The sequence below is a fragment of the Priestia sp. JSM ZJ58 genome (assembly GCF_044383985.1).
Taxonomy (GTDB): Bacteria; Bacillota; Bacilli; order Bacillales; family Bacillaceae_H; genus Priestia; species Priestia zanthoxyli.
Map to the genome: position 1 here is coordinate 1,760,661 of NZ_JBISEM010000001.1, position 14,844 is coordinate 1,775,504.

Consider the following 14,844-nt stretch of genomic DNA (forward strand, 5'->3'; position numbering starts at 1 on the left):
CGCTTTTTTTGTTATGGTGAACATAGGTTTCATTTATGTAGTTCCTTCTAGCAGTTGACTGGATTCATTTCCAACCTCTTTTTTGTTACGAAAAAAACTTAATATACCCGTTAAATGGTCAATAAAAAAGAAGAGGCATAGCCAGCAATGATAGAGAAATTTAACTATTTTGGTTAAAACAACAATAAAAAGCAGTAAAAAGTAGAAACGTTTCATCATATAGCCAAATTATCAGAAATATTACGTTTAAACGTTCCTTTTTGTTAAGTTTTGTAATAAAAGTAGCATGGCTCTGTAACGGCTGTGAAATGTGAGGATGATATCATTCAATCATTGAGTAAATAAGGAGGTATTCGTAATGAAAAAATTTATATTTACTCTAGGAACAACAGCAATCCTTTCAGCGGGATTTGTAGGTGCAGCTTCTGCTTCTACAAGCGGAACGTATCACGTAGAAAAAGGTGATACGTTATGGAAAGTCGCTCAAAAGCACAGCGTGAGCGTAGACGAGCTAAAAGATGCAAATAACTTAACATCTAATATTATTTATCCAAATCAAGAATTAAACGTAGCTACTATAAAAGAAATGACGCACAAAGTTCAGCAAGGAAATACATTATGGTCCATCAGTCAGCAATACGGCGTGACGGTAGATCAAATTAAAGAATGGAACGGACTGAAGTCAGATTTAATTTATCCTGGCGAACAACTAAAAATTCAGTCTCCAAACGGCCAAGCTCAGCAATCAAGTCCTTCAGTAGCCCAAGCTGCTCCAGAAGCTCAGCAAGCTCAAGCGCCGGCTGAACAAACTCAAGAAGAACAGCAGCAAGCTCAAGCTGAACAGGCTCAAGAAGAACAGCAGCAAGCTCAAGCTGAACAGGCTCAAAAAGAACAGCAGCAAGCTCAAGCTGAACAGGCTCAAAAAGAACAGCAGCAAGCTCAAGCTGAACAGGCTCAAAAAGAGCAGCAGCAAGCTCAAGCTGAACAGGCTCAAAAAGAGCAGCAGCAAGCTCAAGCTGAACAAGCTCAAAAAGAACAACAACAACCTGCTGAATCGTCACAACAAGCCAGCGGCAAATCAATGACAGTTGAAGCAACTGCCTATACGGCTAATTGTGCTGGATGTAGCGGTACAACTGCTACAGGAGTGGATTTAAAAGCAAATCCAAACCAAAAAGTAATCGCTGTTGACCCTAGTGTTATTCCGTTAGGTTCGAAAGTTTATGTAGAAGGCTATGGTGAAGCTGTAGCTGCCGATACAGGTGGAGCAATTAAAGGCAATCGAATTGATGTATTCGTTCCTTCTGAAGGTGATGCTCAACAGTTCGGAAGAAAATCTGTTAAAATCACGGTTATGAACTAAGAAGTTTTTTATAAAATTGCTAGTCTAGTATAGAAATACATAGCTAGTAAAACAAAAGAGGTGCCTTATGGCACCTCTTTTTACTTTATAATACGCTTTGCGCCCGCATAGCTGTTTTTCCAGTACGCTGTTGAAAGTGATTGTGTTTTAACGCCTTTGCTGCTGACATAAATGAATTCTTGTTTGTCTAGGTAAATTCCTACGACTGAAACGGATTTGCCGTTTTTAAAGAAAACTAAATCTCCAGCCTGCAGACTGTTTTGCTTTACGTCCGTTCCGCTTTTATACTGATCTGCTACTGTACGGGGGATAGAAATAGTTGAACCCGCGTTTTTATATACATACTGTGTGTACCCTGATACATCAAAACCTTTTGGTGTCGTGCCTCCATATTTATATGGCTTTCCAATTAGCGTTTTGGCATACGATACGATTTGCTGCTGTTTTGCACTAACAGAAGTTTGGGGTGCTGGAGCCGGCGCAGGTGCGCTTGTACTTTTCACTTTCAGCACTTGTCCAACTTTTAGCGCATCTGTTTTTAAATTGTTTAATTTTTTTAATTCAGCTACCGTCATGCCGTACTTTTTAGCGACTGCTGTCAGCGTGTCTCCCTTTTTCACCGTGTAGGTGCCATTGTTATCAGCCGGTGTAGATGGAGCTGTTGGTGAAGGTTGAATATCTTCATCAAGCAAATAACTCATATTTGCGCTAAACGTTACTTTTCGCTTCGTTTTATAGCTCTTCGCTTTTTGCTGAAATTGCGTATTGTATGCGTTGATTTCTTTTTCAAAATTTGCAGAGATCTTATTAAATTCCGCGTCACTTACATCTCCATACGCATAGTCTTCAAGATCTACAATGTAATTGTAAAGAGCAATTAAGCTGTCATATAAATACCCTTGAAGCTGATCAGCTTCTGAATTAAGATGATTCATCGCGTAATTTTTATCAGTCTTTGTTAGAAACTGGTCAATTTGATCCGCAAGCTGATCATATGCCGCTAACGCTTTTTCGTCATCTTTTATTCCTTCAATTTCTTTTAGCTTTTTTTCTACGGTTTTATAAAATGGTGCGTAATAATCTGCTAGCGAATTAACGTCTTTTTGATAAACGCTCACAGAAGAAGCAGCATAAGCAGAGTGGCTAAAAACAGGCGTTGTCACCGATGCTCCTACTAAAACGGATGCTGCTATAAATGGTACAAGTAGTTTCTCTTTTTTCATTTGTAAAGTCCCCCAAATATCCAAATAATAGTATAGCAGATAGATTATACTATATTAGGTTATAAAAGAACTAGTACTTTTCCTTTAATTTCATATTTTTTAGCAGTTTGCGTACCTGATAGAAGATAATCTAAGGAGCAAAGGAAATATGTGATACAATGTACAAATATTCAGTTAAAAAGGAAGTGTACGATATGCAACAATTTATCAAAGAAATAGCGCGCGGAAAAAGAGGATCAACTGACTTAACGTATGAACAAGCAAAAGAAGCAGCTCGCTTAATCGCTTCTGGACAAGCTACGGATGCTCAGGTCGCTGCTTTTTTTATTGCGGAACGTATTAAAACCGAAAATGCAGATGAACTATTGGGATTCGTTCATGCTTTTCGCGAAAAAACAAAAGAGATACCGCTGTCTCAGCCGTTAAAAGATAAATCAATTGATTTTGCAAGCCCTTATGCAGGGAGAAATTCATTTTTTGCGACCATTCCTGTATCGATTTTATTAGCTGAAAGAGGTGTGCCAGCTTTTTTACACTGTACAGAAGCGCTTCCTCCAAAGTTTGGAACAACGATTGAAGATGTACTTCATTCATTACAGATCCCTCAAGCTCAAACGATTGAAGACATCGGTCATACGTTTGAAACATTAAAAATTGGCTTTGTAAATGCTGAAACAATCTCTTATCCTCTTAGTCGCATCAAACAAATTCGTCATGAAATTGGCGTAAGAACACTAATTAATACGGTTGAAAAACTATTAAATTTATCAAATGCTTCTTCTTTAATGATGGGCGCTTTTCACCGCACGGCCATTAACAAAATTGTGCCCATTTTTGCTTCGCTCCCGTTTAAACATGTATACGTGGTGCAAGGTATAGAAGGATCTGAAGATGTACCTGTACATAGAAGCAGCTTTGTTTTTACTATCTCAGAAGGAGAGATGGAGTCGTTTATTGTCAATCCAAAAGAATACGGACTGTTTGTGGAAGAAGAACACTTTGAAAAGAAAATAAGTGTTGAAAAACAAGCGGCATATGTGACGCGCATTTTGGAGGGTGAATCTTCTTCCGAACTGACTTATGTCTATAATCAAGTAGTATTAAACGCCGGCTTGCGCTATTATTTATTTGGCTATGAAACTTCTATTGAAGAAGGAGTAGACTATGCAAAACGTCAGCTAGCTGAAGGTCTAGGTTGGAAACACCTGCAGAAATGGAAAACACAAGTGATTTCAGAAGAGTAAAAGGTGAGCAAATATGCTCATCTTTTTTTATCGAAAGATATAAATCCTTTGTTTTTTATCAGAAAATTTAATATAATTAGTTGTGTATTTGTGTTAGAAAATATCACATTTGATGTTAACAAGAAAATAGATTAGCAGAAAGGAAGCTTTCATTGAAACTTACGTCGAGAGAACAAGAAAAATTAATGATTGTCGTAGCTGCAGACTTAGCAAGACGCCGTCAGACAAGAGGATTAAAACTTAACTATCCCGAGGCAGTAGCGATCATTACATATGAAATTATGGAAGGAGCTCGCGATGGCAAGACGGTAGCACAGCTAATGCGAGAAGGTACCAAGATTTTAAAACGAGAAGATGTAATGGAAGGTATTCCTGAAATGATTCATGATATTCAAGTAGAAGCTACCTTTCCAGACGGAACCAAGCTCGTCACTGTTCACGATCCAATTCGTTAAGAGGAGGGAAAAATATGATTCCAGGGGAATACGTCTTAAAAAAAGAACCCATCACATGTAATAACAGAAAGCAATCGATTAGCGTGACTGTAATCAATAGAGGCGACCGCCCCGTTCAAGTAGGTTCACATTTTCATTTTTTTGAAGTGAATGCCGCGCTCGAATTCCCCCGCGAAGCTGCGCTTGGCTATCATTTAAATATTCCAGCCGGTACAGCCGTTCGCTTTGAGCCAGGTGATGCAAAAGAAGTAGAGCTGGTTGCTTTTTCCGGAACAAGAGAAATTTACGGTCTGAACAATAAAACAAACAGATCGCTTTCTGATAGAAAGGAAGATGCATAAGATGAGTTTTCAAATGTCGCGACGTCAGTATGCAGATATGTTTGGACCAACCGTTGGAGATGCTGTTCGTTTAGCAGACACAGAGCTATTTATTGAAATTGAAAAAGATTTCACAACCTACGGAGATGAAGTGAAGTTTGGCGGAGGAAAAGTGATTCGTGACGGAATGGGGCAGCACCCTCTTGCAACGCGAAGTGAAGCAGCGGACTTAGTGTTGACAAATGCCATTATCGTTGATTATACAGGCATATATAAAGCAAATATTGGAATAAAAGATGGACTCATTCAAACTATTGGAAAAGCGGGTAATCCGCTGTTGATGGATGAAGTAGACATCATCATTGGTGCGAGTACGGAAGTAATTGCAGCTGAAGGGAAAATTGTAACCGCCGGCGGTATTGATGCGCATATTCATTTCATTTGTCCGCAGCAAATTGAAACCGCCCTTGCCTCTGGCGTGACAACGATGATTGGAGGAGGAACAGGACCTGCTACAGGAACAAAGGCTACCACTTGTACACCCGGAGCGTGGCATATCGAACGAATGCTTGAAGCCGCTGAAGCATTTCCGATGAATATTGGCTTTTTAGGAAAAGGAAATGCAAGTGCGAAAGAGCCTTTAATTGAACAAATTAAAGCAGGAGCAATTGGACTAAAGCTTCACGAAGACTGGGGAACCACGGCATCTGCCATCGACACAAGCCTGCAAGTAGCAGACGAGTACGATGTTCAAATTGCGATTCATACAGATACTTTAAATGAAGGCGGCTTTGTTGAAGATACGATTGCAGCAATTGGTGATCGAGTCATTCATACCTACCATACTGAAGGAGCTGGAGGCGGGCATGCACCTGATATTATGGAAATGGCAAGCTTTCCAAACGTGCTTCCGTCATCAACTAATCCAACAAGACCCTATACGGTCAACACGCTTGAAGAGCATTTAGATATGCTCATGGTATGTCATCATCTTGATCCTGCTGTACCAGAAGACATCGCTTTTGCTGATTCCCGCATTCGCAAAGAAACGATTGCAGCTGAAGATATTTTACACGATTTAGGTGTATTCAGTATGATTTCTTCAGATTCTCAAGCAATGGGACGTGTAGGAGAAGTGATTACACGAACGTGGCAAACAGCTGATAAGATGAAAAAGCAGCGAGGAAAAATTGATGGTGACAGCGAAGTCGGCGATAACGCACGTGTCAAACGCTATGTAGCTAAATATACGATTAATCCAGCTATCGCTCATGGAATTTCCGAATACGTAGGATCGGTAGAAACAGGGAAAATAGCTGACTTAGTCCTATGGGAGCCAGCGTTTTTTGGAATAAAGCCTGACTTGATTGTAAAAGGCGGTTTAATTGCTCACAGCTTAATGGGAGACCCTAACGCTTCAATTCCAACCCCACAGCCGGTCTTATATCGTCCGATGTTTGCTTCTTATGGAAAAGCAAGAGCTAAAACCTCCGTTACGTTTGTGTCAAAAGCAGCGTATGAGAACAAAGTGGGCGAAAAACTAGGGTTACAAAAGCTGCTTAAACCAGTAAAAGATATTCGTCAGTTAAAAAAAACAGATATGAAGTTAAATGGAGAAATGCCTAAGATTGAAGTTGATCCCCAAACGTACGAAGTAAAAATAGATGGACAAATGATTACATGTGAAGCGGCAGAAGTTGTGCCTATGGCGCAGCGATACTTTTTATTTTGAGGTGAAAAAATGGTAATCGAAAAAATTATCGGAAATATAGCAACATTAGAAAAACGAGCTCCACATATAGAAAAGGTATATATCGAAAGTGATCACTTAGTAAAACGCGTTCAGCGCGTTGTAACAGATCACGGTAAGGAACTCGGAATTCGTCTGAAAGAAAACCGCGAGTTAGTTGATGGCGATGTACTATTTATGGATGAAAGCAATATGATTGTTGTGCAAGTTCTGGCAGACGATATTTTGACCATTCAGCCGATTGATATTCAGCAGATGGGAGAAATTGCTCATCAGCTTGGGAACCGCCATTTGCCGGCGCAGTTTGAAGGTGGAGACATGCTTGTACAGTACGATTATTTAGTCGAAGAATTGCTTCAGCAGCTCAACATTCCCTATAAGCGCGAAAAAAGAAAAGTAAAACAAGCTTTTAAGCATATCGGACATAGTCATGACTAATTCATTGCTTTCGCTGATTCAACTATGTGATTCAAATTTCCCATCGGGTGCATTTTCGCATTCGTTTGGTTTTGAAACGTATATTCAGCGAAATCAAATTTGCGACACAGAAACCTTTCAAGAAGCGCTTCGTACATACCTTGATGTTCAGCTGACGTATACGGACGGCTTAGCATGCAGACTGGCTTATGAGTATGCTGTTCGTGACCAGTTTAACGAAATTATGAGAATTGATCATGAACTATACGCTCTTGCTTTGTCAAAAGAAACAAGAGAAGGGACAAGACGGGTGGGCCAGCGCATGTTAAAGCTTTGCTTAGAGTTATTTCAAGGCTCTTATTTAGAAAAGTATATGAGTGAAGTAAAAGCAAAGAAGGCGTACGGACATCCTGCTGTTGTATTTGCATTAGCCAGCCTGCAATTAAACATTACAAAAGAAGAGGCAATTTTAAGTCATTTGTACGCTAGCATCTCTTCATTAATTCAAAATGCTGTTCGCGGCATACCAATCGGCCAAACCGATGGGCAAAAAACGCTCGTTCTTTTTCAGCCGCTGCTGCAGCAAGCGCTTCAGCATATTTTGCAAGCAGATCAAGAGGAATTTGGTGCCGTGACACCAGGGTTAGAAATTGCTCAAATGCAGCATGAACAACTGCATGTTCGATTGTTCATGTCATAAAAAAGGAGGGAAGGCCTTCGAATGATGAAGGCATAAAAAATGGATGCAATTAAAATTGGAATTGGTGGACCTGTTGGTGCAGGAAAAACAATGTTAGTAGAACGATTAACGCGTGCGCTAGAAGGGCAGCTCAGTATGGCAGTCATTACAAACGATATTTATACAAAAGAAGATGCACAGTTTCTAGTAAAAAACAGTATTTTGCCAGAAAATCGTATCGTAGGAGTAGAAACAGGAGGATGTCCTCATACAGCTATTCGAGAAGATGCATCCATGAACTTTGCTGCAATTGATGAGTTAGTGGAACGTCACCCCGATGTTGAACTTATTTTTGTAGAAAGCGGAGGAGATAATTTAGCCGCAACGTTTAGCCCAGAGCTCGTTGATTTTTCAATTTATATCATCGATGTAGCACAAGGAGAAAAAATCCCGCGTAAAGGCGGTCAAGGAATGATTAAATCTGATTTATTCATTATCAACAAAACAGATTTAGCCCCATATGTAGGAGCCAGTTTAGAAGTAATGGAAAAAGATACAATCCAAGCGAGAGGGCACAAGCCTTTTGTTTTCACCAATTTAAAAGAAGATAAAGGGCTCAATCAAGTGATAGAATGGATCAAAAAAGAGGCCTTTTTAATCGGCCTTGAATCATGAGCTACACGGGTTATTTAGAGCTTCGTGCAGAAAGAAACAGTGAGCGAACGGTTATTAAAGATACTTATCATTACGGGGCTTTCAAAGTTGCCAGACCTATTTACATGACTCCTGAATCACCTTTTGTTTATATGCTTCACGTAGGCGGGGGATACGTGAGCGGAGACAAATACAAAACGATGATAACGGTCGAGAAAAATGCTCAGCTGACTGCTACTACTCAATCTGCGACAAAGGTGTACAAAACACCGAACGCAGCTGTTTTACAAGAAACGTGCATAACCCTTGAAGAACAATCCATCATGGAATATATACCAGACCCGCTTATTTTGTATGAAAATGCTGCATTTGTCCAAGAAATAACGGTTCATATGGCAGAAAACGCTGCTTTGTTTATGTGTGACAGCATCACCCCGGGGTGGTCGCCGGATGGGCAGCTGTTTCAATATACCTCTATGCGTTCCAAGCTGAAACTGTATGTAAACAAGCAGCTGAAGGTATACGATCACTTATACTTGAAGCCAGAAAACCATCTGCGCGGCATGATGAAAATGGAAGGGTATACTCATTTTGGATCAATTATTATTGTTCATCCAAACGCCGACGACGCATTTATAGCGAAAGTACATCAGCTGTGCGAAGAGGCAGGCTGTAAAGCAGGAGCTTCCGCACTTCCGATTTCCGGATGTGCTATTCGAATACTAGCTGCTAGTACACAAGAAGTGGAAGAGATAATCGTCAAAGTATACGGATTGTTCCGGCAGGAGTTATTAAAAGCTGAAGTATCACTTTTGCGTAAGTATTAAAGTGCCTGTACAAAAGTATAGTAGTTAAAGAAAAATCCGAACGAGCTGAACTCTTGATAGAGAATCAAATTCGTTCGGATTTTTTATTGGTAGGGTGAACGTAGGTTTCCCGTATGTAGTTCGTTCTAGCCGTTGATTAGAGGACAAAGCGAAATCTTGCACAGAAATCAACAGCTGTGGAACAAGCAGTCCAGATCATTTATCCTACTTATTCGTCTTTAGATTGAATTATTTTCATTATGTTTTATTCTCTGTTAGAACCACAGACTAAATAATCCGTCGCTTACACCTAAATTATACATATAATAGAGGCCAAATATAATGCTGACAGCACCTGTTACCTGCATCAAACAGCGGTTTAACGTCACTTGCTTTTTAGTTGTAACGAATGGAATTCCAATAACCGTCGTAAATAACAGCATGCCAAGACAAGTGCCGATTCCAAAAATGATAATGTACAGTGCACCTTGCCATACGTGAGTAACGGTGCTCATCGTTACTACAACCATCGCTGCGCTTCCGGCCAGTCCATGAACAAAGCCAATGCCTAATGACTTTAAGTAAGACGTTTTTTCGTGATGCGTATGCACTTGTTTTTTGTAAGACAGAAACGACGTAAAACCGAGATAAACGAGCATAATGCCCACTAAAAATTCAAGTGACATGCTCATACGTTCAGAAATACTGCTTTTTAACACTATTAAAATCATGCCAAAAATAAACAGCGTAAGCGTATGACCAATCCCCCAGTATACTCCTGCAAGCGAAGAGCGCCACAGCTTTTTACTTTTTGAAGCAATGGTTGATACAGCGATAATGTGATCTGGTTCTAGAGCATGCTTGATTCCTAAAAAAAATCCTAGTATTAAAATTGAAAAAAAACTTGTTTCCATGTCAGCTTTCTCATCCTTTCGTACGTATAAAACTAGTATATCGCACGCTTTTGTTTTAATAAACAGAAAATTCTAAACGAAAATGTCTGGTTGAATAGCTAAAACATTTATCAATTTACAATAAGTTACAAATATTAAAGGAGATGTAGTATAAAAATTTTACATTTACAAAAACTATAAGTAAATTATTGTGAGGTTGATAACTATGGACAAAATTTCTACTGATATCATGCTGTGGAGTTCTTTTATACGTCAAAATGTTGGGATAGAACGTGACTAGACTAGAAGCTCTTTTATGGAGCATTGCGTTGCCAGGCTTTGGACAATTACTAAACAAAAAACATATAAAAGGAATTTTGTTTATTGTACTTGAATTTCTCATTAATATGGGCGCAAATTTTAATGAAGGCATTCGCTTAAGCTTTTTGGGGGAAACAAAGCAATCCCTCGAGGTAATGAACATGCAGTGGTTAATGTTTTATCCATGTTTATATTTTTTTGCAATTTGGGATGCTGTTAAAGAAGCAGAAAACGGCGCATCGAGATTTACATTTATTCCTTTTGTCTCCTGTGCTTATTTTGTTACAGTAGGCATTATGTATTCCTCAGTGACAACCATCAACGGTGTTTTTATAGGCCCAATTTGGCTCCCTATGCTGTCTGTTGTACCGGGACTGGTTATTGGACTCATTGCCAAAAAGCTATTAGAAGTGTATATACATAAGAAAAAATAAACGTCATTTCAATCTATACATCCGTAGATTTTAATGGACGTTTATTTTATTTTTGTTTATAAATAAGTAATAAAGTCTCTTATTTAGGGAACGTACTAACAGTGGCTATTTTCACATAATCTTAAGAGAGTGTGTTCTACTCATAGAAAAGAGCACATTGAAAATGGAGAGAATGTGTACAAGCTTATATAATAGCAATTTGATAAAAAGAAGCTGGAGAGAAGGTGAATCGATGATCACAAATGGTATTTATCGTTTTTTTCTTATTTGGTACGTATGCGGAGTCGTTTTGCTTTCATTTGATTTGCTGCCTTCATGGTTAGAATGGGCAAATGCTGTTTTTTTACACTTGAGCAGTCTTCTTGCTCTTATTTATCTAGCTAAAGCCTATGGAGTAAGGCGGGCACTGGTCGTTGCCGTATTTGTGACAGGCGCATCTATTTATGTCGAAAGTCTAGGTGTTAAACATGGGTTTTTGTTTGGATCCTACGATTATGAAAAAGATTTTGGCGCTAAAATCTTAGGAGTTCCTCTGACCATTGGATCGGCTTGGTTTATGGTCGTAATCACAAGCAGAATATTAGCTCTCGGAATTATGAAGCGCATGGAGCTGCCGTTTATTGTCCATGGAATTGCCTATGCGGTCATTAGTTCGCTATTTGCTGTTATTATGGATTTGGCTATTGATCCCGTTGCCTATGTTGTTAAACAATATTGGGTGTGGGAAGGGGACAGCTTTTATTATAATATTCCTTTATCCAATTTCTCCGGCTGGTTTTTACTGTCTTTCTTCATTCAGCTGGTCGTATATTTCTTTTTAGCTAAGGTTCCTAAAGAAGAAGAGCCGGTATGGGAAAGAAGAATGGTGTTTTTGTATAGTGCAGTCGTCATGATGTTTGTAATTGTAGCATTAGTAAATGGCCTGTGGCTTGTGGTATGGCTGACGATGATTCCTTTTTTTATTCTTTATATTGTGTATAAAAAGGAGACTCGCTTATGATTTATCCGAAGAAAAACTCAATATTTGAGCGCTTTTTTCAACTGTTTGTCACATATCAGCTCAAAAAACAGTTTTATCGTATTCATTTACATATAGAAGAGCTCCCAAAAGATAAAAAAATGTTATTAATTGCTAATCATTCCAGCTGGTGGGACGGTTTAGTGACATTTTATTTAAATAACGCGGTATTGAAAACAGATCTATACGCTATGATGTCTGAACAAGGAATGAAGGATTTTCCTTTTTTTCAACGAATTGGGGCTTTTTCAGTAAATGCAGCGTCTCCGAAGCATACGGTGGAATCGTTAAGGTTTGCCAGTAGGCTGTTAGAAGATAAAAAAGCGGTGCTTGTTTTTCCTCAAGGAAAAGAAGAGCATCTTGAGAAAAGACCGTTAGCTTTTTCTGAAGGACCTGCTTTTCTTCTAAAAAAGCAATCTGACGTTGAAGTTATTCCCATTACATATTATTATACGTTTCGCCATGATCAGCGACCTGAGCTTTTTATCTGGGTAGGGCAAGCTGTTTTTTACGACTTAGCCAATGCAAGAGAAGATATAACCAAAACGCTAGCCGCTGCAGTCACTGCTCAGCTCGATCATCAAAAACAAAACATCATTCAAGAAAACGATGAGGAATTTACGGTTTTATTAAAAGGACGAAAGACGCTTAGCGAGTGGTTAACGTGGTGGAAAGCGAAGGTGAAAGAATGATTTACTACATGCTTTTATTTATTTTGATGCTGCTTCTAACCATTGTAAATATTCAAGCAATGCCTAAATTAAATAGATACAAGTTGAATTCAAAAACACCTCAGCCTCTCATTTCTATTTTGATTCCAATGCGAAACGAAGAACGAAATGTAAAGCGAATCATTTCTTCTGTTAAAGGATTAACGTACAGCAATCTAGAATGTGTCATACTAGACGATCAGTCCACAGATGAAACACGAACACAGCTGTGGAAAGAAATTCACGGGGATTCAAGGTTTACCATCATAGAAGGAAAAGAGCTGAAAGAAGGGTGGGTAGGAAAAGTTCATGCCTGTCACCAGCTGTCACAAGCTGCAAATGGAGACTATTTATTGTTTGTAGATGCCGATGTACAGCTCAAAGAACGCACGCTAGAACATACTTTAGCCACCGCACAAGCGACAAAAGCAGCTCTTTTAACAGGATTTCCTCGTTTTCCCGTAAAAACGTGGTTAGAAGCATTGGTTGTTCCGCTTCAGCATGTGGTTGTTTTTAGCTATTTACCGGTTGTGGTAGCGAACCGTAACAAGGTGAGCAAAGCTTCAGCAGCTCACGGTGCTTTTATGTTTATAAAAAAAGAAGCTTATGAGATCGCAGGAGGACATGAAGCTGTTAAAACTTCACTAGTAGAAGATGTGCATCTAGCTCAGCTTTTTAAGAAAAAGAAACAGCGCGTTATTTTAGCCAATATTACGTCTCACGTTAGCTGTTATATGTATGAAACAACTGAAGAAGTATGGAATGGGTTTGCTAAAAATATCTTTGTTGGTCTAGGCCGATCCGCTAAAGCAGTTTGGATACTGAGCGTTTTTTTTACCTGTTACTATGTGCTGCCGCTTCCTTTGTTTATAGCAGGAATATTCACAGGCAACATACTTTGGATTCTTCCTTTTTGCATTATGCTTTTTCAGCGGTTTTTAATTGACCGGTCGGCTCAGCAAAAAGGGCTTTTGTTTCTTACTATGCCGGCGTCGGCAATTGTGCTGATGCTGCTCATGAACCATTCTATGAAGCGTGAACGAAAAAAGCAGGGATATGAATGGAAAGGAAGGCATTATCAATGAAAAAAGTACTAATTGTCGGGGCAGGATTAGGCGGATTAGCTGCAGGAGTTCTTCTTCAAACAAAAGGGTTCGATGTCACAATCGTTGAAAAAAACGAGCACGTAGGCGGAAAAATGATGCCTGTGCAGCTAGGAGAATATTCTTTTGATTTCGGGCCTAATACCATTACAATGCCAGAAGTTTTTCAGTGGTTATTTGAGCAAGCGGGCGAACGTGCAGAAGACTATATGCCTCTTGTTAAACTAACGAATCATACAAATAATTTCTTCACCGACGGTTCACAATTTTCCATGTCTATCGACGAACGAAAAATGATTGAGCAGCTTGAACGTCTCGACCCCTTTGCTGCTAAACAATACCCGGCCTATTTAAAAGAAGTAAAAAGAATATATGACATTGCAAAAAGTCAATTTTTCTACCGGACATTTTCGTCATGGAAAGATTACACAAACCCTTCTCTATTAAAAGCACTGCTGCAAGTAAGGCCGTTTGAAACAGTAGATACGTTTCATCAGCGCTTTTTTCGAAATGAAAACATTCGAAATGCATTTAATCGATACGCAACCTATATTGGATCTTCACCTTATACATCGCCCGCTACCTTTTCACTGATTGGACACTTAGAAATGAATGACGGGGTGTACTATGTAAAAGGAGGAAATACTAGAATTGCAAAAGGGCTGGGGCATGTGTTCCAAAAAGCTGGAGGAAAGCTGTACACAAACTGCAGCGTGACTGAAATAGTAGTAAAAAATAAGCGGGCTGTCGGAGTGGAAGTGAATGGAGAAGAAAAGATAGACGCGGATATCGTTATTGTAAACGGGGACTTGCTAAAAGCCTATCCGGCACTCGTAAAAGAGCAGGATAGACCTCATTTTAAAAACAAAAAAGCAGCTGAGTTTGAGCCTTCCATATCAGCCTATGTAATTATGGCAGCAGTTAAAAAGCGCTTTTCTCAGCTGATTCATCATCAAGTGTACTTTTCTCAGGATTACAAGCAGGAATTCTATGAACTATTTCAGCAAAAAACGCTTCCAACCGACCCTACCATTTACGTTTGTAATTCTTCGTATACCGATAACACGGTAGCTCCGGGTGATAATTTATTTATTTTAGTGAATGCCCCTGCTGTAAAAGAAGCGAATCAAGAAAAAATGAAATCTTACAGAGAGGTTGTCTATCGCAAGCTTTCTCAGTTTGGTTTAGATATTGAGCCCTCGCTTGTACATGAACGAATTGTTACTCCATGTGAAATTGAACAAACCTTTGGTGCATTTAAAGGCGCTTTGTATGGAGTGAGTTCAAATCGGAAAATGGATAGTTTTCTTCGTCCAAGCAACGTCTCAAAAGATGTTAAAAACTTATATTTTGTAGGAGGAACGACTCACCCAGGCGGGGGATCTCCTATGGTCACAATTAGCGGTATCAATGTAGCTATGCTTATTTCATCTTCCTAATTGATAAATCAGGAT

The 14,844-nt window shown here is 39.2% G+C and carries 16 protein-coding genes; 14 read left to right on the plus strand and 2 right to left on the minus strand.

Annotated features, from left to right (window positions below; all coding sequences use genetic code 11):
- Positions 1-358 precede the first annotated feature (358 nt).
- Complete coding sequence (locus ACH6EI_RS09440; RefSeq protein ID WP_099331113.1) at positions 359-1,363, plus strand: 3D domain-containing protein; 1,005 nt, start codon at positions 359-361, stop codon at positions 1,361-1,363.
- 80 nt (positions 1,364-1,443) lie between these two features.
- Here ACH6EI_RS09440 and ACH6EI_RS09445 read toward each other — a convergent pair whose 3' ends face one another.
- On the minus strand, positions 1,444-2,586 hold the full coding sequence (locus tag ACH6EI_RS09445) for a C40 family peptidase (RefSeq protein WP_028412815.1): 1,143 nt from the start codon (positions 2,584-2,586) through the stop codon (positions 1,444-1,446).
- A gap of 194 nt (positions 2,587-2,780) precedes the next feature.
- On the opposite strand from ACH6EI_RS09445, the gene ACH6EI_RS09450 reads away from it, so the two are divergent.
- The 8 genes from ACH6EI_RS09450 (at position 2,781) to ACH6EI_RS09485 (ending at position 8,932) form a co-directional block, all read left to right on the plus strand.
- Positions 2,781-3,830 carry an anthranilate phosphoribosyltransferase gene (locus ACH6EI_RS09450; protein WP_099000316.1) on the plus strand — a complete coding sequence of 350 codons (1,050 nt, stop codon included), beginning with the start codon at positions 2,781-2,783 and terminating at the stop codon, positions 3,828-3,830.
- 152 nt (positions 3,831-3,982) lie between these two features.
- Entirely contained in the window at positions 3,983-4,285 is a 303-nt protein-coding gene (locus tag ACH6EI_RS09455) for an urease subunit gamma (RefSeq protein WP_013057659.1), read from the plus strand.
- A gap of 14 nt (positions 4,286-4,299) precedes the next feature.
- Entirely contained in the window at positions 4,300-4,626 is a 327-nt protein-coding gene (locus ACH6EI_RS09460) for an urease subunit beta (protein WP_028412817.1), read from the plus strand.
- 1 nt (position 4,627) lies between these two features.
- Positions 4,628-6,337, plus strand: a complete 1,710-nt coding sequence (gene ureC, locus ACH6EI_RS09465) for an urease subunit alpha (protein ID WP_099331112.1) — start codon at positions 4,628-4,630, stop codon at positions 6,335-6,337.
- A gap of 9 nt (positions 6,338-6,346) precedes the next feature.
- Positions 6,347-6,793: an urease accessory protein UreE gene (gene ureE, locus ACH6EI_RS09470; protein ID WP_028412819.1), complete on the plus strand. Its 447-nt coding sequence runs from the start codon at positions 6,347-6,349 to the stop codon at positions 6,791-6,793.
- Positions 6,786-7,472, plus strand: a complete 687-nt coding sequence (locus ACH6EI_RS09475) for an urease accessory protein UreF (protein WP_099331111.1) — start codon at positions 6,786-6,788, stop codon at positions 7,470-7,472. The genes ureE and ACH6EI_RS09475 overlap by 8 nt, the downstream gene beginning before the upstream one ends.
- Positions 7,473-7,511: 39 nt before the next feature.
- Entirely contained in the window at positions 7,512-8,126 is a 615-nt protein-coding gene (ureG, locus tag ACH6EI_RS09480) for an urease accessory protein UreG (protein WP_028412821.1), read from the plus strand.
- A complete protein-coding gene (locus tag ACH6EI_RS09485; RefSeq protein WP_048019020.1) occupies positions 8,123-8,932 on the plus strand; it encodes an urease accessory protein UreD in 810 nt (269 codons plus the stop codon). The genes ureG and ACH6EI_RS09485 overlap by 4 nt, the downstream gene beginning before the upstream one ends.
- 254 nt (positions 8,933-9,186) lie before the next feature.
- On the opposite strand, the gene ACH6EI_RS09490 is transcribed toward ACH6EI_RS09485, so the two are convergent.
- Positions 9,187-9,825 carry a HoxN/HupN/NixA family nickel/cobalt transporter gene (locus ACH6EI_RS09490; RefSeq protein WP_033579443.1) on the minus strand — a complete coding sequence of 213 codons (639 nt, stop codon included), beginning with the start codon at positions 9,823-9,825 and terminating at the stop codon, positions 9,187-9,189.
- Between the two features lie 272 nt (positions 9,826-10,097).
- Here ACH6EI_RS09490 and ACH6EI_RS09495 point away from each other — a divergent pair, with 272 nt between their 5' ends.
- The 5 genes from ACH6EI_RS09495 to ACH6EI_RS09515 all read left to right on the plus strand — a co-directional run bounded on the left by ACH6EI_RS09495 (position 10,098) and on the right by ACH6EI_RS09515 (position 14,829).
- On the plus strand, positions 10,098-10,559 hold the full coding sequence (locus tag ACH6EI_RS09495; RefSeq protein ID WP_033579442.1) for a hypothetical protein: 462 nt from the start codon (positions 10,098-10,100) through the stop codon (positions 10,557-10,559).
- Between the two features lie 232 nt (positions 10,560-10,791).
- Positions 10,792-11,559 (plus strand): carotenoid biosynthesis protein, encoded by a 768-nt coding sequence (locus ACH6EI_RS09500; protein WP_099331110.1) that lies wholly within the window; start codon positions 10,792-10,794, stop codon positions 11,557-11,559.
- Entirely contained in the window at positions 11,556-12,269 is a 714-nt protein-coding gene (locus ACH6EI_RS09505; protein ID WP_034266744.1) for a lysophospholipid acyltransferase family protein, read from the plus strand. The genes ACH6EI_RS09500 and ACH6EI_RS09505 overlap by 4 nt, the downstream gene beginning before the upstream one ends.
- On the plus strand, positions 12,266-13,372 hold the full coding sequence (locus ACH6EI_RS09510; RefSeq protein ID WP_048019023.1) for a glycosyltransferase family 2 protein: 1,107 nt from the start codon (positions 12,266-12,268) through the stop codon (positions 13,370-13,372). Before ACH6EI_RS09505 ends, ACH6EI_RS09510 begins: the two co-directional genes overlap by 4 nt.
- Entirely contained in the window at positions 13,369-14,829 is a 1,461-nt protein-coding gene (locus ACH6EI_RS09515) for a phytoene desaturase family protein (RefSeq protein ID WP_099331109.1), read from the plus strand. The genes ACH6EI_RS09510 and ACH6EI_RS09515 overlap by 4 nt, the downstream gene beginning before the upstream one ends.
- Positions 14,830-14,844 lie beyond the last annotated feature (15 nt).